At 55.2% G+C, this 24,028-nt stretch carries 20 protein-coding genes; 9 read left to right on the top strand and 11 right to left on the bottom strand.

The window, feature by feature from the left end; all coding sequences use genetic code 11:
• Nucleotides 1–7: 7 nt before the first annotated feature.
• Genes EoCCA6_RS01415 through EoCCA6_RS01385 form a run of 7 tightly spaced genes read right to left on the bottom strand, consistent with a single transcriptional unit; the run spans nucleotide 8 to nucleotide 6,845 of the window.
• Nucleotides 8–940: an ABC transporter ATP-binding protein gene (locus EoCCA6_RS01415; protein WP_152081137.1), complete on the bottom strand. Its 933-nt coding sequence runs from the start codon at nucleotides 938–940 to the stop codon at nucleotides 8–10.
• On the bottom strand, nucleotides 933–1,919 hold the full coding sequence (locus tag EoCCA6_RS01410) for an ABC transporter ATP-binding protein (RefSeq protein ID WP_152081136.1): 987 nt from the start codon (nucleotides 1,917–1,919) through the stop codon (nucleotides 933–935). The genes EoCCA6_RS01415 and EoCCA6_RS01410 overlap by 8 nt, the downstream gene beginning before the upstream one ends.
• Nucleotides 1,919–2,812: a D,D-dipeptide ABC transporter permease gene (gene ddpC / locus EoCCA6_RS01405; RefSeq protein WP_152081135.1), complete on the bottom strand. Its 894-nt coding sequence runs from the start codon at nucleotides 2,810–2,812 to the stop codon at nucleotides 1,919–1,921. The genes EoCCA6_RS01410 and ddpC overlap by 1 nt, the downstream gene beginning before the upstream one ends.
• Nucleotides 2,809–3,831, bottom strand: coding sequence for an ABC transporter permease (locus EoCCA6_RS01400; RefSeq protein WP_152081134.1), 1,023 nt, complete (start codon nucleotides 3,829–3,831; stop codon nucleotides 2,809–2,811). The genes ddpC and EoCCA6_RS01400 overlap by 4 nt, the downstream gene beginning before the upstream one ends.
• A 23-nt stretch (nucleotides 3,832–3,854) precedes the next feature.
• Nucleotides 3,855–5,387 (bottom strand): ABC transporter substrate-binding protein, encoded by a 1,533-nt coding sequence (locus EoCCA6_RS01395; protein WP_152081133.1) that lies wholly within the window; start codon nucleotides 5,385–5,387, stop codon nucleotides 3,855–3,857.
• A gap of 15 nt (nucleotides 5,388–5,402) precedes the next feature.
• Complete coding sequence (ddpX, locus tag EoCCA6_RS01390) at nucleotides 5,403–5,978, bottom strand: D-alanyl-D-alanine dipeptidase (RefSeq protein ID WP_152081132.1); 576 nt, start codon at nucleotides 5,976–5,978, stop codon at nucleotides 5,403–5,405.
• A gap of 12 nt (nucleotides 5,979–5,990) precedes the next feature.
• Nucleotides 5,991–6,845 carry a MurR/RpiR family transcriptional regulator gene (locus tag EoCCA6_RS01385; protein WP_152081131.1) on the bottom strand — a complete coding sequence of 285 codons (855 nt, stop codon included), beginning with the start codon at nucleotides 6,843–6,845 and terminating at the stop codon, nucleotides 5,991–5,993.
• 266 nt (nucleotides 6,846–7,111) lie between these two features.
• Between EoCCA6_RS01385 and EoCCA6_RS01380 the strand changes: the two genes are divergently transcribed.
• The 4 genes from EoCCA6_RS01380 to dsbG all read left to right on the top strand — a co-directional run bounded on the left by EoCCA6_RS01380 (nucleotide 7,112) and on the right by dsbG (nucleotide 12,349).
• Nucleotides 7,112–8,593, top strand: a complete 1,482-nt coding sequence (locus EoCCA6_RS01380; protein WP_152081130.1) for an alpha/beta hydrolase — start codon at nucleotides 7,112–7,114, stop codon at nucleotides 8,591–8,593.
• A 94-nt stretch (nucleotides 8,594–8,687) separates the two neighbouring features.
• A complete protein-coding gene (locus EoCCA6_RS01375; RefSeq protein WP_152081129.1) occupies nucleotides 8,688–9,899 on the top strand; it encodes a diguanylate phosphodiesterase in 1,212 nt (403 codons plus the stop codon).
• A gap of 92 nt (nucleotides 9,900–9,991) precedes the next feature.
• Entirely contained in the window at nucleotides 9,992–11,542 is a 1,551-nt protein-coding gene (locus EoCCA6_RS01370) for a methyl-accepting chemotaxis protein (protein ID WP_152081128.1), read from the top strand.
• A 48-nt stretch (nucleotides 11,543–11,590) separates the two neighbouring features.
• Nucleotides 11,591–12,349 carry a thiol:disulfide interchange protein DsbG gene (gene dsbG / locus EoCCA6_RS01365; protein WP_152081127.1) on the top strand — a complete coding sequence of 253 codons (759 nt, stop codon included), beginning with the start codon at nucleotides 11,591–11,593 and terminating at the stop codon, nucleotides 12,347–12,349.
• Between the two features lie 44 nt (nucleotides 12,350–12,393).
• Here dsbG and EoCCA6_RS01360 read toward each other — a convergent pair whose 3' ends face one another.
• The 3 genes from EoCCA6_RS01360 to EoCCA6_RS01350 form a co-directional block, all read right to left on the bottom strand.
• Nucleotides 12,394–13,686, bottom strand: a complete 1,293-nt coding sequence (locus EoCCA6_RS01360; RefSeq protein WP_152081126.1) for a glycoside hydrolase family 10-like protein — start codon at nucleotides 13,684–13,686, stop codon at nucleotides 12,394–12,396.
• 7 nt (nucleotides 13,687–13,693) lie between these two features.
• Nucleotides 13,694–13,981, bottom strand: a complete 288-nt coding sequence (locus tag EoCCA6_RS01355; RefSeq protein ID WP_152081125.1) for a VF530 family protein — start codon at nucleotides 13,979–13,981, stop codon at nucleotides 13,694–13,696.
• Nucleotides 13,982–14,117: 136 nt separating this feature from the next.
• Entirely contained in the window at nucleotides 14,118–15,002 is an 885-nt protein-coding gene (locus tag EoCCA6_RS01350) for an SDR family oxidoreductase (protein ID WP_152081124.1), read from the bottom strand.
• Nucleotides 15,003–15,175: 173 nt separating this feature from the next.
• On the opposite strand from EoCCA6_RS01350, the gene treZ reads away from it, so the two are divergent.
• Genes treZ through glgX form a run of 3 tightly spaced genes read left to right on the top strand, consistent with a single transcriptional unit; the run spans nucleotide 15,176 to nucleotide 21,519 of the window.
• Entirely contained in the window at nucleotides 15,176–16,963 is a 1,788-nt protein-coding gene (gene treZ / locus EoCCA6_RS01345; RefSeq protein WP_152081123.1) for a malto-oligosyltrehalose trehalohydrolase, read from the top strand.
• A complete protein-coding gene (treY, locus tag EoCCA6_RS01340) occupies nucleotides 16,960–19,428 on the top strand; it encodes a malto-oligosyltrehalose synthase (protein ID WP_152081122.1) in 2,469 nt (822 codons plus the stop codon). The genes treZ and treY overlap by 4 nt, the downstream gene beginning before the upstream one ends.
• A gap of 15 nt (nucleotides 19,429–19,443) precedes the next feature.
• The gene (gene glgX / locus EoCCA6_RS01335) at nucleotides 19,444–21,519 is read left to right on the top strand and encodes a glycogen debranching protein GlgX (protein WP_152081121.1); all 2,076 of its coding nucleotides are present in this window, start codon (nucleotides 19,444–19,446) and stop codon (nucleotides 21,517–21,519) included.
• A 2-nt stretch (nucleotides 21,520–21,521) separates the two neighbouring features.
• On the opposite strand, the gene EoCCA6_RS01330 is transcribed toward glgX, so the two are convergent.
• Complete coding sequence (locus tag EoCCA6_RS01330; protein WP_152081120.1) at nucleotides 21,522–22,070, bottom strand: winged helix DNA-binding protein; 549 nt, start codon at nucleotides 22,068–22,070, stop codon at nucleotides 21,522–21,524.
• Between the two features lie 246 nt (nucleotides 22,071–22,316).
• Between EoCCA6_RS01330 and EoCCA6_RS01325 the strand changes: the two genes are divergently transcribed.
• Both EoCCA6_RS01325 and EoCCA6_RS01320 read left to right on the top strand, forming a co-directional pair.
• Nucleotides 22,317–23,039, top strand: a complete 723-nt coding sequence (locus tag EoCCA6_RS01325) for a DUF969 domain-containing protein (RefSeq protein ID WP_152081119.1) — start codon at nucleotides 22,317–22,319, stop codon at nucleotides 23,037–23,039.
• Nucleotides 23,036–24,022 carry a DUF979 domain-containing protein gene (locus EoCCA6_RS01320; RefSeq protein WP_152081118.1) on the top strand — a complete coding sequence of 329 codons (987 nt, stop codon included), beginning with the start codon at nucleotides 23,036–23,038 and terminating at the stop codon, nucleotides 24,020–24,022. Before EoCCA6_RS01325 ends, EoCCA6_RS01320 begins: the two co-directional genes overlap by 4 nt.
• The last annotated feature ends 6 nt before the right edge of the window (nucleotides 24,023–24,028 follow it).

Here is a 24,028-nt window from a genome sequence, read left to right as displayed (position 1 = left end):
TGCCCGGCTAGCCCTCCAGATTACGCCAGCAGCGTACAGCCCGTCCTTCCGTTGACGCCTGTAACGGCTTCGGTCTTTCACATCCTTCCGTCGCCTGCGGACAGCGGTCGCGGAAATAGCAGCCTGTGGGCAGATGGCGATTTCCGGGAAGTTCCGTTTTACGCAATGCCAGGGTTTCGTCCAGCGGTTCGCCGGTACGCGGTACAGAATCAAGCAGCAGGCGCGTATAAGGGTGCCGCGGCTGGCCCAGTACCTGAGCGGCAGTGCCCAGCTCGACAATCTGCCCGAGGTACATCACCGCCACACGGTCACTCATATGCCTGACTACCGAGACGTTATGTGAAATCAGCACATAGGTCAGATTACGCTGCTGTTGCAGCGTCACCAGCAAATTCAGGATTTGCGCCTGTACGGAAATATCCAGCGCGCTGGTCGGTTCATCCAGCACAATAATATCCGGGTCTGAAGAGAGCGCACGTGCAATGGCAATACGCTGACGCTGACCACCGGAAAAAGCATGCGGCAGCCGATCCAGATACTCCGGGCGAATGCCAACCTGCTGCGCCAGGTTTTCCGCCAGCTGGCGGCGCTCGCGTTCGCTGCTACGCTTTTGCACCCACACCGGTTCCGTGATAATCCGCCAGACGGGTAGACGCGGATCGAGTGACGAGAGCGGGTCCTGAAACACCATTTGCATGCCGCCTGCGCTACGGGTCCTCAGACAGGCACCGGTGCTCGGCCTGAGCATCCCCATCAGCAGTTGCGCCAGCGTGCTTTTGCCACAGCCGGATTCGCCAACAATACCCAGCGTTTCACCGCGATTGATCTGCAGATCAAGACCGTTGAGGGCATGCACCTGTTCGGTGACGCGGCCGAGCCAGTTTTTCCGCGCAGTAAAGTTCACATGCACGCGATCCAGTTCCAGTAACACATCAGACATGACACTCTCCCCGTTGCGGATACCAGCAGGCGGCGTGTTGCCCCTCAGCACCATGAGGTTTCAGGCGCGGCGTTTCGCCACATTTTGCTCCGGCAGCAAAACAGCGCTCGCGAAACGCACAGCCGCGCGGGAGCTGGCTGAGGTTGGGCACCGTACCGGGAATGGCCGGCAGCATTTCGCGAGGTTCACCGTTTTCCGGGGCACACTGCAGCAGGCCGATGGAATAGGGGTGGACGGGATGCCGGATCAGTGTCTGCGTATCACCACTTTCAATGACGCTGCCCGCATACATCACGTACATACGATCACAGAGCTGAGAGACGACGGCCATATCATGGCTGATAAACAGCACCGAGGTTCCGCTGGCCCGCGCCTTATGTTTCAGCAAACGCAGCACCTGCAACTGCACGGTCACATCCAGTGCGGTGGTCGGTTCGTCAGCGATGATAAGTTCAGGCTCGCAGGAGAAGGCCAGGGCGATCATCACCCGCTGGCGCATCCCGCCGGAAAGCTCAAACGGATAGCGGGCCATCACTTCAGCCGCATCCGGAATTTGCATCTCTTCCAGCAGCGTTATTGCCTTGTGTTGCGCTTCGCGGCGTGAAAGGGGCTGGTGCTGGCGGATCACCTCCACCATCTGCTTACCAATCCGTCGCGTCGGGTTCAGCGCCGTCATCGGCTCCTGGAAAATCATCGCCACTTTTGCGCCACGCCACTGGCGAAGCTGCTTTTCCGGGGCATTCAGCACATCTTCACCCAGCAGTTTTACCTGCCCGTTGTGAACGTGGTAGCTGCCTTCCGGCAGCAGGCGCATCGCCAGCATCGCCGTAACCGATTTGCCCGAACCGGATTCGCCCACCACGCCGACAATTTCTCCGCGCTGGATCTCCAGCGAGACGTGATTGAGCGCATGGACTTCACCACGGTAGATCGGAAAGCTCAGGTGCAAATCTTCTATCGATAAAACAGGTTGACTCATCACTGTTTTCCTCCCGATTTCGGGTCAAGCAGATCGCGGATGCCATCACCAAACAGATTGAAACCCACTGCGGTGATCAGAATGGCCGCGCCCGGAAATGCACAGTACCACCACTGGTCAAGCACGTAGTTACGGCCCACGGCCACCATCGCCCCCCATTCAGCCGTGGGCTGTTGCGCACCCAGCCCAATAAAGCCGAGCGTTGCCGCCATAAGTATTGCGCTGCCGATATCCAGCGACGCCTGCACAATCAGCGGCGGCAGGGCGTTGCGCAGGATATGCCAGCTGATCAGATGCCAGCGCGAGGCCCCAAAAGTTCGGGCGGCCTGAACATAGATAAACTGGCGCACCACCAGCGTCTGCCCGCGTGCCAGACGCACATAAAACGGAATGCGCACAATGGCGATCGCCAGCATGGCGTTAAACAGGCTGGGACCGAGCGCGGCTGCCAGCGCCATGGTCAGTACCAGAGAAGGAATGGAGAGCATAATGTCCATCACCCGCATAATAATGGCGTCGCCGCGTCCACCGAGCACGCCGGACAAACAGCCGAGCAGCGAGCCAATTCCTCCGGCGATGGCGACCACCGCCAGCCCGGCAGCGATGGACTGCTGGCTGCCCACCAGCACGCGGCTGAACAGATCGCGCCCGACTTCATCGGTGCCAAACCAGTGTTGTGCAGACGGGGCCTGCAAACGTGCGGTCAGATCCAGCGCGTTCGGGTCGTGCGGAACGATCCACGGCGACAGGACCATCAGCAACAGCATCAGGATCATGATCACGCCGCCAGCCAGCGTGAGCGGGCTTTTACGCAGCATCCAGAACAGTTTTGCCCAGTCGATGCGCTGTTTCGCGGTTTTGACGGGGACGGGCGTTTCCTGAGTCAGCATCATTCGGCACCTCCGCGCCCGATTCGTGGATCAATCCACAGATAAAGCAGATCAACCACCAGGTTGACCAACACATAGGCCAGCGAAACCACCACCGCGAACCCCATCACGGCGGGGAAATCGAGCGCCTGAATGGAGGTCACCACCCAGGCTCCCATTCCCGGCCAGGCAAAGACGGTTTCGGTGAGCACTGCGCCATACAGAAGATCGCCCAGCGCCAGCCCAAGCACGGTAATGGACGGGATCATTGCGTTAGGTAAGGCATAGCGCAGCACGATGTACAAGCCCGGCAACCCGCTGGCGCGGGCGGTGCGAATGTAATCTTCGCTAAGCTGTTCCAGCATGGCGGAACGAACCTGACGCGCCACAATGCCCAGATGAACAAACGCCAGCGTCAGCGAAGGTAAAATCAGATGCTGAAGGGCGTTAAAGAACACCTCACCGTTGCCCTCCAGCAGCGCATCCAGCAGATAAAACCCGGTAACGTGCGCAGGCGGATCGAGCCAGTCGTCCAGCCTGCCGCCGCCAGGCAGGATTTGCAGTTGGCCATAGAACAGCACAATGACACCCAGCCCCAGCCAGAACGCTGGCGTCGAGATCCCGGTCATCGCCATCAGCCGGACCAGGTGATCCAGCCAGCGGTTGCGATAAACTGCGGATAAAATTCCCAGCGGCACGCCGATGACCAGCGCCAGCAGCAGGGAACAGAACGCCAGCTCCAGCGTGGCGGGGAAAAAGGCTTTCAAATCATCCACCACAGGGCGGCCGGTACGAATGGAGGTGCCCAAATCACCGTGCGCAAGGGCATCTACATAGCGGCCAAACTGGATATACAGCGGCTGGTCCAGCCCCAGTTGCTGGCGGATACTTTGCACAATGTCGTCGCTGGCGCGGTCTCCGGCCAGCAGGCGGGCCGGATCGCCGGGGATCATGTGTGAAATAATAAAGGTGATAATACAGACACCGGCCACCACCAGGATTAACCCCCAGCAGCGCTGGCGCACAATGCTCCAGAACGTCATACACTTTCCCCCGGCGCGGACCGTTACTTGCTCATGGTGGCGATGTTGAACACCTGTTCGAGCATCGGATTAAAGGTGAAGCCTTTGACCTCTTTGTTCATCGCCAGCTGGTAGTTCTTCTGGAACAGATAAACGTAGGCCGCCTCGTCGATCACGATTTTCTGCGCCTGCTGGTAGTCTTTGGTGCGCTCAGCCTGGTCGGTGGTTTTCAGCGCGGCCTGCAGCAGGGCGTCGACCTCTTTGTTCTCATAGAACGAACGGTTTCCTGGCAGCCCTTTTTTGTCCGATTCAAACCAGTAATTCATGAACATGTACGGGTCGGCAAAGTCCGGGCTCCAGTTCCCGATAGCAATGTCGTAATCGCCTTTGCCCACGCGATCGCGCATGGTGGCGTTCGCCAGTTTCTCCAGCTTGACGTTAATGCCAAGTTTGCCGAGACTCGCCTGGGTGGAGAGGGCGATCGGCTCCCAGTTCGGGTCGTTATCGGAGTAAAGGAAGGTCAGGCTGGCGGGTTTATCTTTCACTTTCTCCAGCGCGGCTTTGGCTTTGGCCTCATCAAAGCTGTACTGCATGGCGTTGGCGTCAAAGCCCCACATGCCGTCCGGGATCGGGCCGCGCATCTGTTTGCCGTTACCGCTCAGAATCCCTTTCACCATCCCCTGATAATCTGTCGCCCAGGAGACCGCCCGACGCAAATCCACCTGATTCATCGGCGCTTTACTGTTGTTGAGATACAGATAAGTGACGCGCAGGGACGGGTACTCCGCCACGGCTACTTTGCCTTCCTGTTTCAGGGCCGCAAGCTGATCCACTGGCAGGGAATCGGCAATGTCCAGGTCACCACGGGAAAGCTGCAGGCGACGCGACGCACTTTCACCAATGATTTTCACCGCAACGCGCTTAAAGTGCGGCTTGTCACCCGCCCAGTGCGGGTTCGGCACCAGCACCAGTTGTTGACCTTTCTGCCAGCTTTTCAGCATAAACGGGCCGGAGCCAGCCGTGTTTTGCGCCAGAAAACCACGCGCATCATCGGCAGCATTGGCCTTCAGCACCGCCGGGTTAATAATGGAGGCTCCGTCGTTCGCCAGCGTATAGAGGAACGGCGCGAACGGCTGACTTAAGGTGAACTTCACCGTATGTTCGTCTACAGCATCAATTTTGAGATCTTTCGGGAAGGCTTCCGAAGGACCCTGGCTGATTTTCAGCAGGCGCTCAAACGACAGTTTCACCGCGTCGGCGGTGACGGGCGTGCCATCGGAAAATTTTGCCTTGTCCGTCAGAGTGAAGGTCCACTCCTTCTGGTCATCGGATGCCTTCCAGCCCGTCGACAGATCGCCCTCAACCTCGGTGGTGCCTGGCTTGTACTTAACAAGACGCTGGTAAGACGGATAGGTGACGGTCCAGTCGTTGTTGTCGATGGTCACCGCCGGGTCGAGCGTTTGCGGGTCGGCCGCTTTACCAATGACCAGCATATCTTTCGGGACGGCAGCCAGCGCAACAGGCGCGCTCAGTGCCAGCGTAGCGGCGATCAAGGTTGTGAGAAGCGTTGTTTTCATGGCAGTGCTCCGGGTTTAAAGGGATGTGTGCGTCAACGGAAAACAGTCAAAACGATCGTCAAGAAGGGGATAGCTGGCGGCCTCGGGTAGCTCAAAGTGCCACCATTCGCTGCCGATCCCCACAAAACCGCCGCCAAACATAATGGCGTTGAGCAGCAGACGATTACGCTGCGCATGCGGCGGAACGGACGGGTGGTACGGATGCGAACGGTCATGCATCTCGTCAAACCCGGCCCCCATATCCAGCACATTGTCGTGCTCATCCATCAGCGTCACGTCAATGGCGGTGCCACGACTGTGGTTAGAGCCAATCGCCACGTCCACTACGTATTTCGGGTTCGGGCAGGCATCCCACAGTTGTGCCTGCGCCTGCTGTGGGCGGTAGGCGTCATAGACCACCAGTTTCAGCCCTGCGAGCGTGGCAATACTGACGGCTTTCGCCAGCGCGGTGGCGGCATCGGCATGAAGCAAACACAGCGCCTCCTGATAAATCGGGCGGCCTGTGATGTTGTCGGCGGTCGCGTATTTCAGATCGATATGCAGCGTGGGAAAGGTCTTCGCCACGTCAATCAGTGGACTCTCTTCGGGCATAGCTCCGCTCCTTTAGCGTTCGAATTGACCAAACTCTTGTTGTAATTGTCGGTTTACCGCCAGGCGGTCCGGCAGCGCATCACCGAGCGCCTCCACCACGCCCGACAGCAACAGGTTGAACAGACAACTCACGGGTGCCAGCGAATCCCAGAAATGGCCGGTATCGGTTTTCACCTGGAGTAAATCAATGGGGTAATCCCGCGCCCACGGACACCAGATATCAGTAATGAGCGCCATCGGGATCGCTTTCTCACTCGCCACACGGCAATACTGGCGGGCGATAGCGGAGTAGGCGCGGGTGTCGGTCAGTACAATGTAGGGACGCGCAAAACCGGAGTTCAGCGATTCCACCCAACTGCCGGACGACCCTTCGGAGTAGCTCACACGAGGACGCAGATATTCCAGATGGCTGAAGAACGCGTTAGCGATCCCGCGTGTGGACTGAATGCCCAGCACGAACACGGCGTCTGCATGCGTAAGGCGATGGACAATCTGCTTAAATGCGTCGCTTTGCGCCAGTTGATAAACATGGGTAATGGCGTCCACCTCCAGCGACAACGAGTGCTGCATGCGGTCGGACAGCGGACGCTGCTGCTGCCAGGAGTCGAGGCGATCGTTCATTCCCCAGGGTTGATACGGATCGCGCAGGCTTTTTTTGGCATCGTCCAGATTGCGATAGCCCAGCTTACGCAGAAATCGTCCGACGGTGATCCCGCTGGTTCCGGTCATCAGCGCGACGCTTTCCGCCGTTTCAAACGGGATCTGTGCCGCATGGGCCAGCATCCAGCTCGCCACCCGCTTTTCGCTGGGCGTGAGCTGGCTGAAGGTTGTTTCGATACGGTTCAGCACTTCGGGTTTTGTCGTCATACCGCCTCGCTGTTAACAGGCTGTCAAACGCCGGTTTTTTGTTACCCGATTAACAATGCATGACGCGTGCCATGTTCACAGGGCGCATAAAACCGCCTGTGCTACAAAGTTAATGCAATATATGTTTAACGAATGATCAACATTTGTGCAGCGTAGTTCACTTTTGGTGCAATGTCGGATCAGGAAAGGGGGAATTTGGCGAATACGTCAGTGCCTTCACATTTTTGATAAGATATAGCCTCTGTGAATATGAAAGGAATAGCGGCATGGCGAATCTGCCCTGGCGGATCAGCGTGCGCCTGATGGCGCTCATAAAGAAAATGGCACTGGTGCTGGGGATCGTGGTGGTTGTGCTGCTCGCGGTGCGCGTGTACCTTTCGCAGCAAGGGCCTGACCTTCATCTGTGGCACACCTGGAGCGCACATGAAATGTCCGTCCGGGAGATGGATAACGCGAGCTTTACGCAGTATGTCGCCAGAGAAAACGCTATCTTTGCTGATTTAGACGCGAACGTGACGGCGAAAACGAAAGGTGAGGAGCGTACAGCGCTGAACCGTTATTACCGCCAGAGCCTGGTGTGGCCCGGTCAGTTTTCGCCCGATGCCAACCGTTCGTTTGTGCTGATGCCAGCCGGAAAACCGCGTGGTTCGGTTGTGCTGCTGCACGGGCTGACGGACTCCCCCTACAGCGTAAGACACCTGGCCCTTAATTATCAGCGACAAGGGTTTGTGGCGGTCGTTCCCCGCCTGCCAGGACACGGGACTGCTCCCGGTGCGCTGACGGACGTTGACTGGGAGAGGTGGCTGGCAGCGACACGCCTTGCCGTGCGTGAAGCAACGCGCCTGGCGGGTGAAGATGTGCCGCTGCATCTGGTGGGGTATTCCAACGGCGGGGCGCTGGCGATGAAATATGCTCTTGATGCGCAGGAAACGCCGGTGCTTCGCAAGCCTCAGCAACTGGTCTTACTTTCACCCATGATTGGCGTGACCGCGTTTGCCCGCTTTGCCGGAATGGCCGGGTTGCCAGCGATGCTGCCCGCGTTTGCGAAAGCAGCGTGGCTTAATATCGCGCCGGAATATAACCCATACAAATATAACTCCTTTCCGGTTAACGCGGCGCGCCAGTCCTGGTTGCTGACGCAGGCATTACAGCAGCAGCTCAGCCGCGATGTGCGGGAGCATAAACTTGCCGGGTTCCCTCCGGTTCTGGCGTTTCAGTCGGTGATGGACTCAACGGTCAGCACGCGTGCCGTCGTCACCGGGCTGTTTGATCAGCTCCCGGAAAACGGCAGTGAACTGGTGATGTTTGATATTAACCAGGCAGCAAGTTTCCGTCCGCTGTTTAAACCGTCGTCATGGACAGCACTATCCGGGTTATTGCCTGTTGCTCTGCGGCGTTACAGTGTCACGCTTGTGACAAACGTTAACGCAAACAGTTTCGATACGGTGGCGAAAACCACGCCCGCAGGCAGTACGCGTGAAACGGTCGTACCGCTATCGCTTCGGTATCCACAAGAGGTCTACTCGTTGTCGCATGTGGCCGTGCCATTTCCACCGGATGACGATCTGTATGGCCGCCATCCTGAGGTTAAAAACCGTTATGGCATCAGTCTCGGGACAATTGCACTGTGGGGAGAAACGTCTGTACTAAGCGTCGGAAAGGATGCGCTTATGCGCGTGACGTCGAATCCGTTCTATGACTATATGCAGGCGCGGATCAACAGGCATACCGAGCCGCAGAAAAAGTGATGAATCATTTGTATGGCTTATATATTAGTGAGCACTGTTGAAGTATGCTAAACAATAGCTTATAGGCGCATATCTCACATTGGGACCCGTTACTGTGCTGACTACACTCATTTATCGAAGCCAGTTACATCCATCCTGCAAATCCGCTCAGCTGGTTTCGCTGGTTGAACAGGCCCGGAGCCGTAATACCGGGTTGAATATCACCGGTATTTTGCTTTCTGACGGCCGCGAAATTTTGCAAATCCTGGAAGGATCGGAAGAGAGCGTGGTTAACCTCTTTCATAAAATTCGCGGTGATAAGCGGCATTGTAATGTGGTTGAACTGATGCGGGACTATGGGCCGCGCCGACGCTTCGAAAATGTCGGCATGCTGCTGTTTGATCTGCAGGTCAAATCGGCCAAAGACGTTCTTCAGTCAGTGTTGCATTACAGCAAACTTGAAAGTTATCTGGCTTCTGATGACCGGGTGTTTAAATTTATCCAGACGTTCATTACCGGGAAAATGCCGCCTCAGTCCGGTGCAATGTTCGACGCGGATAAATGGACGCTTTCACGGGAAAATCTGCCGTTTGGAGAGGGTATTGGGCTTATCGCCAATCAGTCATGCCAGTTTGCCCTGCAGCCGATTGTCGAACCTACCGAAGGGAAAATCAGCTCACTCGAAGCCCTGATCCGCGGCAATGACGGCGGTAGCCCGGAGCATTTCTTCAGTACGCTCGATCAGGACAAAATTTACGAAGTCGATTTGCAGACCAAAGCCTACGCCTTTGCCCTGGCGGAAAAACTGGGTATCGGCGGCCATAAACTGGCGGTGAACCTTCTGCCGATGTCACTGGTGAATGTGCCGGGGGCCGTGGAATTTTTGGTTCACCAGATCAAGATACATGGCCTTCAGCCGGAGCAGGTGATCATAGAAGTCACCGAAAACGAGATGATTTCCGGCTTTAACAAATTTAATAGCGCCATTAAACAACTGCGTGCGGAAGGGATCGGCCTGGCGATAGACGACTTTGGTTCGGGCTATGCCGGGCTTTCGCTGCTCACACGATTTCAGCCGGATAAAATTAAGATCGACCGGGAGATTGTCTGCGACATCCACCTTAGTGGGCCGAAACAGGCGATTGTGAAATCAATCGTCAGTTGCTGTACCGATCTCGAAATCACGCTGGTGGCGGAAGGCATTGAGAAGATAGAAGAGTGGTGCTGGCTTGAATCCGCCGGTATTCGACGCTTCCAGGGTTTTTTGTTTGCGCGTCCGCAGCTTAACGGCGTCGGTGATATTAACTGGCCCCATTTTTCACGCTAGCCTGGTGGTTATTTCAACACTTCAATAACTTTAATTAATAAAAGATCTGAACTGGCCGATAACCAAAGGGAAATTTTATCCCTGAGGTGTTTATGTCGTTGAAAAAATCGTCCCTGATTATTTTGTTCTCTCTGTTATTTTTCTTTGTTGCCAGCACCATCACCAGCGTTGGACTCATCATCAAAAGCAATAATTCACTGGATAACGTGAATAAAGAAATTCAGGTTGTGTTATCAATTATTGATCCCATCAACCATAGCCGCACCCTGCGCGTGAGGGTGATGGAGTATGTGAAAATGGTGGAAGCGGGGGACACTACGGATGCGTCTGCGAAGCTGGAGGCTGTCAAAGAAGCCCTGGTGAAAGCGGACAATGCGTTTGCCGCCTTTATGGACTCGCCGCGTCTGACGGATGAAGCTCCGCTGGTGAGCGCTTATCAGGATGCCTGGCGAAACTATCGTAATCAGGGGCTTGAGCCGCTGATTAATGCCGCCGCCGCGCATGATATTGCGAAATTTAACGCGTTAATCCCTGACGTTTCCCGGCTTGATCGGCAGTATGAGATTGTGCTCGACCAGGTGCTGTCGGTACACCAGAAATATGCCAAAAGCCTGAATGAAGATGCGAGCAGCAATTTTGTTTCCGGTCTGGTGATTATTGCTGCGATTGCGCTACTGTTTGTGCTGGTTATTATCGCGGTTAGCCTGCTGATGAAACGCTTTGTCTTTACGCCGGTCAACCTTGCGCGCGAACACTGTAGCCAGATTGCAGCCGGTAAGCTGAACATTCCTGTTCCCGTGAAAGCCCATTCCGGCAACGAGATCGACCACCTGATGGGCTCAATGGAGCAGATGCGTCTGGCGCTGCTCACCACCATTTCGCAGGTGCGTGATGCCAGCCATACGGTGACTCACGCGGCACAGGAGATTGCATCCGGGAATATCGACCTGGCTTCCCGTACTGAGCAGCAGGCGTCTGCGCTGACGCAAACTGCCGCCAGCATGGAAGAGCTGAGTGCTACCGTAGCGAACAACACCGAGAATGTCTGTCAGGCGGGTAAACTGGTTCAGGACGCGGTGAAAAATGCCCACACCGGGGAAGCCGTGACCCGTGAAGTCATCGAAACGATGAATACCATTGCCGCAAACTCAAAGCGTATTGAGGACATTACTAACGTCATTAACAGCATTGCGTTCCAGACCAACATCCTGGCGCTCAACGCGGCCGTTGAAGCGGCACGAGCCGGTACCCAGGGGCGTGGATTTGCAGTGGTGGCCAGCGAAGTGCGCACCCTGGCCCAGAAGAGTGCGGTAGCCGCGAAAGATATCGAGAACCTGATTGCGCAGTCTGTCGCCAGCGTCAAAGATGGCGCGCAACTGGTGAATCGATCTGGAGAGGTTATCAATTCAATCATTGATTCTGTCAATAAAGTGAATACCCTGATGGAGCAGATTTCCGTTGCCTCTGAAGAGCAGAGCCGTGGTATTGGCCAGGTTGGTCAGGCGGTGACGGAGATGGACGGTGTCACGCAGCAGAACGCCGCGCTGGTACAAGAGTCCGCCGCCGCTGCCGCGTCTCTGGAAGAGCAGGCGCAGCATTTAACGCAGAGCATTTCGAGCTTCAGTTTGCCCGCTCACGCCTGAACGTCATGAGAAAGTGATATCTGCACATCGCAAGAGGCTAAATGAGTTATGAAAAAATTACTGTTACTTTCACTGCTGATGGCGTCAGGGCTAACCCAGGCCGCTGATGATATACCGGATGCAGTGAAGAACTTCAGCGAGCAGCAAGATATCACGATCATTAAAAAGATTGACGCTCCCGGCGGTGCCCCTGCCTGGCTGGGGAAATATCAGGACATGGGCGTTACCCTTTTTCTGACACCTGACGGAAAACATGTTGTTTCCGGCTATCTGTACGATGAAAAAGGGAAAAACCTCAGTGAGGCGTATTTTCAGAAAGAGATTTACGCCCCGTTGGGACGCGAGATGTGGAAGACACTTAATGCAGCACACCCATTGAAAGAGGGGGCAGATAACGCGCCACGCAGAGTCTTCGTCTTTGCCGATCCGTTCTGTCCGTACTGCAAAGCCTTCTGGTCCGAGGCTCAGCCGTGGGTGAAGGCAGGGAAGGTTCAACTGAATACGCTACTGGTGGCTTTTCTTAATTCTGATAGCGGGCGATATGCTTCTGCAATTTTGACGGCGAAAGATCCGGTTGCGGCCTGGCGAGAGTACGAGCTTTCTGGCGGTAAAACATTGCCAAAACCGGAGGGCAGTGCGTCCCGTGAAACCGTTGAGACACTGCAAAAACACCAGACATTAATGGACAGTCTGGGAGCCAGTGCCACGCCGGCCATTTACTATATGAATGGGCAAAATGAGCTTCAGCAGGTGGTAGGGATGCCGGACGAAAAGCAATTGCTGGACATGTTTGGACCGAAGCCGTAGTTAAATCGGGCAGAAGTGTGCTGTTTCTGCCCGATTTTTAACGCTTAGCTTCCCCAACGGCCTTTGAGATAGCTGACTGCGTCCTGCGTTTGCGGCTGGTTGAGATAGTCTTCACGGAACAGGATCGTGCCGTTGACGTTCGGCAGTGAGTCATTCAAATCAAGCTGCTTTTTCAGTTCCGGTACGCCGCCGTTCACCGTCCAGTCCGGCTCATTTCTGGAAGGTGCGCCCACTTTATAGAATGCGATACCGATATAAAGGCGGGTATGGGTTGGCTTCACCACCTCTGCCCACCATTTTGTCAGCACGTCATACCGCGCAGCGTCTCGTGAGAAAGGCCAGTAGATCTGTGGCGCGATGTAATCCAGCAGTCCTTGCTGTACCCACTTACGCGTGTCGGCGTAGGACTCATCATACGCGGCCGCACCGCGCGTGTCAGAACCCGCCGGGTCGAAGGAGCGATTGCGCCAGACGCCTGCCGGACTCACGCCAAATTCAATATCGGGTTTCAACTGCTTAACGGCTCTGGAAACCTGCACAATAAGCTCTTGTGTATTGTGACGACGCCAGTCCGCTTTTGAGGTAAATCCCTGGCCGTAGCGCCTGTAGGTCTGCGAGTCGTTCAGGGTTGAACCGGGCGATTCTGCGTAGAAGTAGTCATCAAACTGGACGCCGTCTATCGCATAGTGAGACACGACTTCGGCCACCACCTGGGTGATCCAGTCCCGAACGTCCGGGATGCCCGGATCAAGCACAAAGCGATTGCCCGCTGTGCGAACCCACTCCGGATGCTGCACGAAAACACTGGAAGGGTGTAACGACGAGGTTCGGTTTAGCTCGGCGATGGTTGAGGGCCTGGTATTCGTCGATACGCGATACGGATTAAACCAGGCGTGGACTTTGATGCCGCGCTTGTGCGCTTCGTCGAGCATAAATTGCAGGGGGTCATACCCTGGGTATTCGCCAATTTTGCCTGTCAGCATATCGGACCAGGGCAGTATTTTAGACGACCAGAGCGCGGTGCTGTCTGGCTTCACCTGAAAAAACACGGTGTTGATACCGAGGCTTTTCAGCTTATCGAGCTTATCTTTCAGCGCCTGTTGCTGCTGATGAATACGTTGATCGGCGCTGATGGCGTTCACCGACGAGACCGGTGGCCAGTCAAGACGCGAAACCGTCGTCAGCCAGACGCCACGGACAGGCACATTTGCCTGCTGAGCCGGTTTATTCACGGACGGCAGCGGCGTAACCAGAGATTTCGGCGGCGTTGAGGAGCAACTAACAAGTAAAAGTGCGCAGCCAGCCAGCGCACCAATCCGTTTTACATGTCGCGACATGGATGTTTTAGTTCCTGGTCAATCTGTTGTTGGTCCACGGGTTAAAGGCCGGGACATCCGCTTCAACGTCTGTGTTATCACTCAGGGAATCCAGATACAGCGCTTCAACTTCTGCACGCGCCCACGGGGTGCGGCGCAAAAATTTCAAACTCGATTTGACGCTGGGGTCTTTTCTGAAACAGTTGATTTTGATTCGGTTGCCCAGTTCGCTCCAGCCATATCGCGCAACCAGCGCGTTTACCTGCATTTCCAGCGTTACGCCATGCAAAGGATCTTTAGAAATGTGTGCAGTCATGTGGCCCGGTTGTCTCAGTTTTTATGGGGGGATAAACGATGAAAGGGTACAAGAAAGGCGGGTAAGCGGCAATTTTACTTATTAACATTCCTGCGCGCTCAGGCCTGTCCATGACGGACAGGCCTGAGATAGCGGATTATGCGACACCCGTTCCGCCGTCGGAACACCATACCTGCCCGGACGCAAACGAGCAGGTATCGGATGCGAACAGGACATAAAGCGGAGCGATTTCAACCGGCTGGCCCGGCCTGCCCAGCGGCGTATCTTCACCAAACTTCTGCACTTTTGACTGTGGCTGGCCGCCACTCGACTGAAGCGGTGTCCAGTACGGCCCTGGCGCAACAGCGTTAACCCGAATCCCGCGCGGTCCAAGCTGTTTCGCCAGTGATTTGGTGAATGCAACGTTACAGGCTTTGGTCTGGGCATAGTCCACCAGAATTCCACTGGGTTTAAACGCCTGGACGGATGAGGTATTGATGATAACGGCACCGGCGGAAAGATGACGTAGGGCGGCCTTCGTTATCCAGAAAGGGGCATAGACGTTGGTTTTAAATGTCGCGTCGAAGTCCGCCGTGGTGAGATTGTCGATAGATTCGCAGTATTGCTGGCGTCCGGCGTTATTGACCAGGATATCCAGCCCGCCCAGTTCAGCGACCGCTTTTTCCACCAGGGTATCGCAGAAAGACTCAACCCGGATATCGCCGGGGATCGCTATGGCTTTGCGGCCCTCAGCCCGGATTAGGGCAATCACCGACGCTGCGTCGGCCTCTTCCTCCGGCAGGTAACCAATGGCGACGTCTGCACCTTCACGCGCATAGGCGATGGCAACGGCCCGGCCAATACCGGAGTCTCCGCCGGTGATTAAGGCTTTTTTCCCTGAAAGTTTCCCTGAGCCGATATAGCTTGTTTCGCCATGATCCGGTAAGGGTTTCATTTCTGATGCCAGCCCTGGGGCCTGTTGCGGTTGTTCCACAAACGGTGGGCGAGGATAATGAAGTGTGGGGTTATTTCCTGCAGACATACCGGCCTCCTTAACGAGTGAATTTCAAGATTAGCCGCTAAATGTGCGTGAGCGGGCAAAAATAACACATTCAGACAAATCTGGTGATTAAACCGCAGCCATAACACTCTTTTCATCCTGGACTAAACTTGTACTTCGTTGCGCGTAAAGCGTGGCTCATTCGAGGACAATGAATGGAATCCAGAATGTTTCAAAAACACTGGGGTGCTGAGTTTATTTCCGATGACGTTGTACGTTTTCGCGTCTGGGCTGAAGGGCAAAAAATGCTTACGTTGCGGCTTGCGGAAAAGGATATTCCGATGGTGGCTGCAGGCGACGGTTGGTTTCAGGTTGACGTTACAGGCGTTAATCACGGCGCGGAGTATCAGTTCGTTTTACAGGACGGCATGACGATACCCGATCCTGCCTCGCGGGCGCAGAAAGGTGATGTGAACGGGCCTTCTGTGGTTATTGACTCGCGCGTTTCGCATCACGTAAGCCAGGCCTGGAAAGGGCGTCCGTGGGAAGAGACGGTCATTTATGAACTGCACGTGGGGACGTTTACTCAGGAAGGGACGTTCAGGGCCGCTATCGATAAACTCCCCTGGCTGGCAGAACTGGGTATTACGCAACTGGAAGTGATGCCCGTTTCTCAGTCTGGCGGGACACGGGGATGGGGTTACGACGGCGTGTTGCTCTATGCGCCACATTCAGCGTATGGCACGCCGGATGATTTTCATGCCTTTATCGACGCCGCCCACGGGCTCGGGCTTTCGGTGGTTCTGGATATCGTTCTGAATCACTTCGGCCCCGAAGGTAACTATCTGCCACTGCTGTCACCGGCTTTTTTTCACCAGGATCGCATGACGCCGTGGGGCAACGGCATTGCCTATGACGTGGAACCCGTCAGGCAATATATCACTGAAGCACCGTTATTCTGGTTAACGGAATATCATCTGGACGGGTTACGGTTCGATGCCATTGATCAGATTATTGATTCTTCAGAAACACATATCTTACAGGCGATCGCTGAACGTATTCGTGAGGTGATCCCTGAGCGTCATATCCATCTCACCACGGAAGATAGCCGCAACGTCATTTTCCTGCATCCACGGGATGAACAGGGCAAGACGCCGCTCTTTACCGCCGAGTGGAATGATGACTTTCACAACGCCGCACATGTATTTGCCACTGGCGAGACGCACGCTTATTACCAGGACTTTGCGTTTGAGCCTGAGAAAAAATTCGCGCGGGCGCTTACAGAAGGGTTTGTATACCAGGGCGAAATTTCGCTTCAGACGGGGAAATCGCGCGGCGTGGAATGCCATACTCAGCCGCCAACATTCTTTGTCGATTTTATTCAAAACCACGACCAGATCGGTAATCGCGCGCAGGGAGACAGGCTCATCACGCTTGCTGGTCCTGATAAAACACGCGTTTTACTTGCCGCACTGCTTCTTTCGCCCCACATTCCTTTGCTGTTTATGGGGGAAGAGTATGGTGAAACCCATCCGTTTCTCTTTTTCACCGATTTCCACGGCGATCTTGCTAACGCCGTGCGGGAAGGGCGCGCAAAAGAGTTTACGGGCCATGCCGGTCACGATGAATCCGTCCCGGACCCGAATGCGATAAGCACCTTCTTACGTTCAAAACTCGACTGGAATAAGGCGACAACCGACGAAGGAAAAGCATGGCTGCGTTTGACGAGAAACCTGCTTTTATTGCGTCATCGCTATATTGTGCCACTACTTCGACAAACCGGTGCCGTGGAGGGAAGCGTTCTGCAGGCGGTGCCTGGCATGGTTGCGGTGAGCTGGCGATTCCCGTCAGGTACGCTGTCGCTGGCGCTCAATATCGGTAAAAAAAGCGTTGAATTACCCGAACTGCCGGGAGAAACCCTCTTTACCTGGCCGGAGGCAGACGACGTTTTGCTTCCGAACAGCGTCGTTGTTCGCTTTGCTGCCGGAGACGCCTCGTTATGATCCCTTCCGCTACGTACCGTATTCAGTTTCGCAATGGAATGACCTTTGATCGCGTTGTTGAACTGGTGCCGTATCTGAAAGATCTCGGCATTAGTCACCTTTATGCATCACCGGTGTTTACGGCCACCCATGATTCCACGCATGGCTATGATGTGGTCGACCCGAATGAGATAGAGCCCGCTATAGGCGGGCGCGCGGGTTTTGATCGGATGGCAAGCGCGCTCCGTCAGGCAGGGATGGGGCTGATCCTGGATATTGTCCCTAACCATATGTCGACATCCCTTGAAAACCGCTGGTGGCGGGACGTCATTGAGTATGGTCAGCAGAGCCGCTATGCACGCTATTTTGATATCGACTGGTCGCGCCCGCTGACGTTACCGTTTCTCGGCGATACTTTTGAGGCGGAGCTGGAGAAGGGGGCAATCACGTTAAAACGTGACACTGTCACCGGAAAGGCAGCACTGGTCTATTATGACACCGCCTATCCTCTTAACCCGGCAACCGTTGCGGATGATAAAACCCTTGCAGAGCTGCACGAGGCGCAAAGCTGGCGGCTGATGTCCTGGCGAGAGGCATCGAAGCAGCTCTCCTGGCGGCGCTTCTTCGAGATCACAGGCCTTGTGGGTGTCAGAGTTGAAGATGAAGCAGTTTTTAACGATACGCACCGTTTGATCCTGGATCTTGTCCACGCTGGCGTTGTTGATGGCTTGAGGATTGATCACGTTGATGGGCTTGCCGATCCATTAGGTTACCTGCAGCGTCTGCGCCAGGCCACCGGCCCGGCGTGTTACATCACGGTTGAGAAAATCCTGGCGAAGGGGGAGCAACTCCCCGCCGAATGGCCGGTATCGGGCACGACCGGGTATGAATTTATCGCCTCGCTTGCCGAAGTGCTGGTGGACGACAACAACCTGGAACGCCTCGAAAATATTCATGACCAGACGGTGGGCGGAACGGTTGATCGTCATGATGCGCTGCGTGACGCCAAAGGTCTGATGACCGATCGCAACTTTGAGGGTGAATTCACGACGTTACTGACCATCGCCACGGATCTGGCCCGGCAAAACGGACTTGCGCTCCACAGTGACGACATCCGGCACACATTGCGGGAACTGCTTATCGCTTTTCCGGTTTACCGTACCTACGGCACGGCTGAAGGGTTAACGCCGTCCGATGTTGCGCTGCTTAATCGCGTTGTCGCCCGCATTACTACCCCTGAACCCGCACTTAGCCTGATCATGCGTATCCTGACCGGCGACGTGCAGCCGCACAGCCGAGACGCGGCAGCACTTTTCAGAACCCGCTTTCAACAGCTGACCGGGCCACTGATGGCGAAATCGGTAGAAGATACGCTGTTCTTTCGCCATAACCTGGAGCTTGCGTTGAATGAAGTGGGGGCCGACCCGACTCCGCAGGCTTTCTCTTTGGCGCGTTTTCACCAGGAGATGCGCATCCGTCTTGCCCGTCAGCCTGACGCGCTGCTGGGGACGTCAACACATGATACCAAGCGCGGCGAGGATGCGCGTGCGCGCCTTTACACGCTGACGGAAGCACCGGAGCAGTGGGGCGAAAACCTGGCGCGCTGGCGGCAAATGAACCAGACGCAGGTGCGTTTTCTTAATGACGGCACCGCGCCGAACGCGGCCGATACCTGGATGATCTATCAGGCACTTGCTGGCGTCTGGCCTGCAACGTTATCGCCGGACGATCGCGACGGGCTGAAATCACTCGAAGATCGTTTTCTCGGCTTCATTGAAAAAGCACTGCGCGAGGCCAAGCAACGTACCGACTGGATCGACAGCAACGAAAGCTATGAAAACGTGGTGCTGGATTATGTGCGGCATCTGCTTTCTTCGGATAACACGCTGTTCCTGCATGATTTTTGTGAATCTCTGCAACCGTTCATCCGCGCCGGGCTCATGAACAGCCTGAGCCAGACGGTCATCAAGCTGACCGCGCCCGGTGTGCCGGATATCTATCAGGGAAGTGAAGCGCTCAATTGTAGCCTGGTCGATCCGGATAACCGCCGCGAGCCGGATTTTGCGGTGCTCAGGGCTAACCTCAGTATCGGCGATTCGGGTTTGTTTCATCACGAACAGCGCTGGCGAGACGGAAGTGTGAAGCAGTACGTCACGGCGACGCTATTACGGCTCCGGCCGCATTATCCGGCGCTTTTCCGCTACGGTGACTGGCTGCCGTTAAAAGTGAGCGGCGAGCGCGAAAATAACCTGATTGTCTATGCTCGCGTCAAAGACGACTCTGCATTGATTGTCGCCGTGCCGCGTCTGGTTTTTGATGTAACAACCCCCGACACGCTGTGGGCCAATACCACGGTCGCCATACCCGAAGAACTGACCGGGAAGCGCTACCGGGATCTGTTTACCGGTGAAAGCAGGATGCTGGAGGAAACGCTGGATTTGACCTCTGAATCGGGATACCTGCTGGTTCTGCTTACTTGCGAATAAACACGGAGAATAACAATGCTAAAGGATCAAACGTTTGAAATCCGGGCCGGTCATGGCCAGCAGCCAGGCGCTAATTATGATGGCAAGGGCGTTAACTTCGCTCTCTTTTCCGCTCACGCCGAGCGCGTGGAACTGTGCCTGTTCGATCCCACGGGTAAAACGGAAATCGCCCGTCTGGAGCTGCCGGAATATACCCATGAAGTCTGGCACGGCTACGTGCCCGATCTGAAGCCGGGTGCGCTTTATGGGTATCGTGTTTACGGGCCTTACGACCCGGAGAACGGCCACCGATTCAACCCGCATAAACTGCTTGTTGACCCGTATGCACGCGAACTGGTGGGTGATATCGAGTGGAACGAGGCCCATTTCGGCTATGAACTGGGGCATGAAGACAAGGACCTGAGTTTTGATACGCGTGACAGCGCGCCCTTCACGCCAAAATGCAAGGTCATCGACCCGGATGCTTTTGACTGGCAGGATAACAACCGGCCGAACGTTCCCTGGCCGAATACCGTCGTTTATGAGAGCCACGTGAAGGGGTTCACCCAGCTTAATCCGGCCATTCCGCCTGAACTGCGCGGCACGTTCGAGGGGATGGGGCATAAAGCCTCAGTTGATTACATCAAAAGTCTGGGCATTACGTCCGTTGAGCTGCTTCCCGTTCACTGGTTCCCGGACGATCAGCACCTGCTCGACCGAGGGTTAAAGAACTTCTGGGGCTATAACACGCTGGGCTTTTTTGCCCCGGCGTCTCGCTATTACGGACCTGCGGGTATTCAGGGGTTTCGCGACATGGTGCGTGCATACCACGACGCGGGCATCGAGGTCATTCTTGACGTGGTGTATAACCACACGGCGGAAGGGAATGAACTGGGGCCGACGCTTTCATTTAAGGGCATTGATAACTTCTGTTACTACCGCACGTTGCCGGATCAGCACCGGTACTACATCAATGATACCGGTACGGGAAATACCGTAAACACATCGCACCCGCGCGTGTTGCAGATGGTTATGGATTCGCTGCGTTATTGGGCTGAATCCATGCATATTGACGGTTTTCGCTTCGATCTGGGGACCATACTTGGGCGTGAACCTGAAGGTTTTGATCCGCGCGGTGGCTTTTTCGATGCCATCAGTCAGGACCCTGTTTTATCCAGACTCAAGCTCATCGGTGAGCCCTGGGACATAGGTCCTGGGGGTTATCAGGTGGGCGGTTTTCCGCCAGGCTGGGGGGAGTGGAACGATAAATATCGCGATACCGTGCGGGAATACTGGAAGGGCAATAATGTCTCCACCGATTTTGCCGCACGACTGCTCGGCTCCGGTGATTTGTATGATTTGCGCGGCCGTCGCCCCTGGGCCAGCGTCAATTTTATTACCGCCCATGACGGCTTTACGCTAAACGATCTGGTTTCCTTTAACGAGAAGCATAATGCCGATAATGGCGAAGAGAATAACGACGGACATAACGAAAACCTCTCCTGCAACTATGGCGAGGAAGGGCCGACAGAAAATCCGGATATTATCGCTACCCGTGAGCGACAAAAACGTAATTTCCTGACGACGCTCTTTTTCTCCCACGGTACGCCAATGCTGCTGGCGGGGGATGAATTTGGCCGGACGCAAAAGGGCAACAATAACGGCTATTGCCAGGACAGCGAGATCTCGTGGATTAACTGGAAAGGGCTGTCTGAAAACGACACTGCGCTTCGCGACTTTACCCGGCGTGTGATTGCACTGCGTGCAGAACAGCCGCTGTTACGTCGTGAAAGCTGGCGTGACGGGCTTGAAATCCGCTGGTTCAATGCCGGTGGCGGCCCGCAGCAGTCTGAACAGTGGGATGAAGGCTCGACGCTCGGTGTCTCTATCAGCCGGCCGGACCTTAAACAGGAAGAGGGCATCTGGCACGATGTGCTGATGCTCTTTAACCCCTTTGAAGGCAGCGTCCCGTTCCAGATCCCGCAGTTTGGTGAAGGGGGCTGGGTGCTGGAACTGTCAACGGCTGCGGATACGACTCCCGGAGAGGTCTTCACCAGCACCGTGGATTACGAGCTGCCCGGACGAAGTATTACCCTCTTCAGGCGTCCTTAATATCACAGTGATGCCGCCGCCCGCGCGGCGGTGTCATACAGTGACGATATCGTTCTGAGCAACTGCGCGGTTTCCCCGATAGAGGTGCCCGAAATACCACTTTCTGCATGAATGTTGATCAGACAGGCTTCACGCACGTCCCGATATTTCATGCACAGCGCTTTTCCTTCATCTGTTGTCGAGAAATAGAGTTCTTTACCTGCTTTCTCACTTGTCACATAGCCCGCTTTTACCAGCTTTTTCAGCGCATACGTCACCACGTGGGTATCTTCCACGTTCAAAACGAAACAGATATCGGCCAGCTTTTTCTTGCGGTCGCGGTGATTAACATGGTGCAGAAGCGAAACATCGAAAGCGCCCATATCCGGCTCACCGGCTGCCGTCATGCAGCGAACCATCCATTTGTTGAAGGCATTGCTGGTCATGATCAGCGCGTACTCCAGCTCCGATAGCTCAGCGCAACGCTCAGACACCAGATGGCGAGAGGAAACGATACGGCCGTCAGTAATATCGTCGTGATTAATTGGGGTAGCACTCTTTTTTGCGGTCATAACGTTCCTTTCGCGAATGTGACTGTCACCTAAAAATGTAAATGGGAAACGATAAAATAAGAACATTTTATTGATAAATTGTTTACATGTTTTTGTGGTTCAGATATAGCTTTTTAGTGCAGGTTCTCCTGAGCCTGGCGCAAAACACAACATCGCTCGCCGCAATGCACCCGCTTCGCCCTGATGCGAAGTATTAAAAAAATAGCCGTCGGCGCGCAACGCTCACTTTGGATAGGGTAAACGTTTATGGACGGTTCTACACTGTTGCCACTTATCGGGATACCGGTAGTGGTTATTGGTTTTGCACTGCGCTTCAACCCGCTGCTGGTTGTCGTGGTGGCGGGGCTGGCGACGGGTCTGTTAGTCGGCATGGATTTCGGAATGTTGCTGGAAACCTTTGGCGAGAAGTTCGTCAACAGTCGTTCGCTGGCCACCTTCATTTTGATCCTGCCGGTGATTGGTCTGCTGGAATATTACGGGCTGAAAGAGCGTGCCCAGGCCTGGGTGGCGAAGATTGCCAGTGCGACCTCGGCACGTATTCTGATGCTCTATTTTGTCGCGCGCGAGGGGACGGCCGCGCTGGGGCTGATGTCGCTTGGCGGCCATGCACAGACGGTGCGTCCGCTGCTTGCGCCAATGGCCGAAGGGGCGGCACTCAATGAATACGGCGAGTTACCGCAACACATCCGCGATAAAATCAAAGCCCATGCTGCCGCGTGCGACAATATCGCGGTCTTCTTTGGTGAAGATATTTTTATCGCCTTTGGCGCGGTATTACTGATCGACGCGTTCCTGAAAGAGAATGGCATTCAGGGCATCGAACCGCTGCACATCGGTTTATGGGCCATTCCGACTGCCATTGCGGCATTGATTATTCATATGACGCGCTTGCTGCGCCTTGACGCCAGCATTCGTCGCGATGTTATGGCCTGGAAAGCAGAGCAGGGTACGCAGGAGATCGCATCATGATGACACTGATCACCATTAACCGCGTTTACTACCTGATTGGCTTTGTCGTGATGTTGCTGGTCGTTATGACCCTGCGCGATCGTGGTAATCCTAAGCGCTTTACGACCGCACTGTTCTGGTTTTTATTCGGCGGGATCTTTCTGTTTGGCGACCTTATGGTGCAGGAGCTGGGCAGGTCGCTGGCGTACCGGATTATTGGCGGCTGCGTGATCGTTATTGCCTTGCTGGCAGGTTTCGGGCTGGTCGGGAAGGGCCATTACAAAATGTCTACGGAGCCTGAACGCGTCGCCTCGTCTGAGCGCCTGAAAAACTGGCTCTTTTTACCGGCGTTGATGATCCCGGTAGTGACGGTGATCGGCACGCTGTTCCTCAAAGGCGTCTCGATTGGCGGTGTCTACCTGCTTGACCAGAAACAGCTTACGCTGGCGGCGCTGTGCGTGGCGTGTGTCGCCGCGATCCTGACGGGATGGTGGCTGACGCGGGGTACGCCACTGCATGCAATTCGTCAATCCCGGCGACTGGTGGATACCATTGGCTGGGCGATCATTCTGCCACAGATGCTCGCCATGCTGGGCGGTGTGTTTGTGGTCGCCAACACGGGCGATTCTGTTCAGAAAGTGGTGAGCCTGTTTGTTAATCCTGATAGCCGCTTCATGTTGGTGGTGATTTATTGTGTCGGCATGGCGCTTTTCACCATGATTATGGGCAATGCCTTTGCAGCATTCCCGGTATTGAGCGCGGGCATTGCCTTACCCTTTTTGATTAACGTCCATCATGGTAATCCGGCTCCGCTACTGGCAATTGGCATGTATGCGGGCTATTGCGGCACGTTGATGACGCCGATGGCCGCGAATTTCAATATCGTTCCCGCAGCGTTACTGGAACTGAAAGATAAATATCAGGTGATCAAGATCCAGATCCCGACCGCGTTAACGCTGTTGGTGGTGAATGTCTTTTTAATGTATTTCCTCGTGTTTCGCTGAGAGCGG

Source organism: Enterobacter oligotrophicus (genome assembly GCF_009176645.1).
GTDB classification, from domain to species: domain Bacteria; phylum Pseudomonadota; class Gammaproteobacteria; order Enterobacterales; family Enterobacteriaceae; genus Enterobacter; species Enterobacter oligotrophicus.
This window is presented reverse-complemented; position numbering and strand designations above follow the sequence as displayed.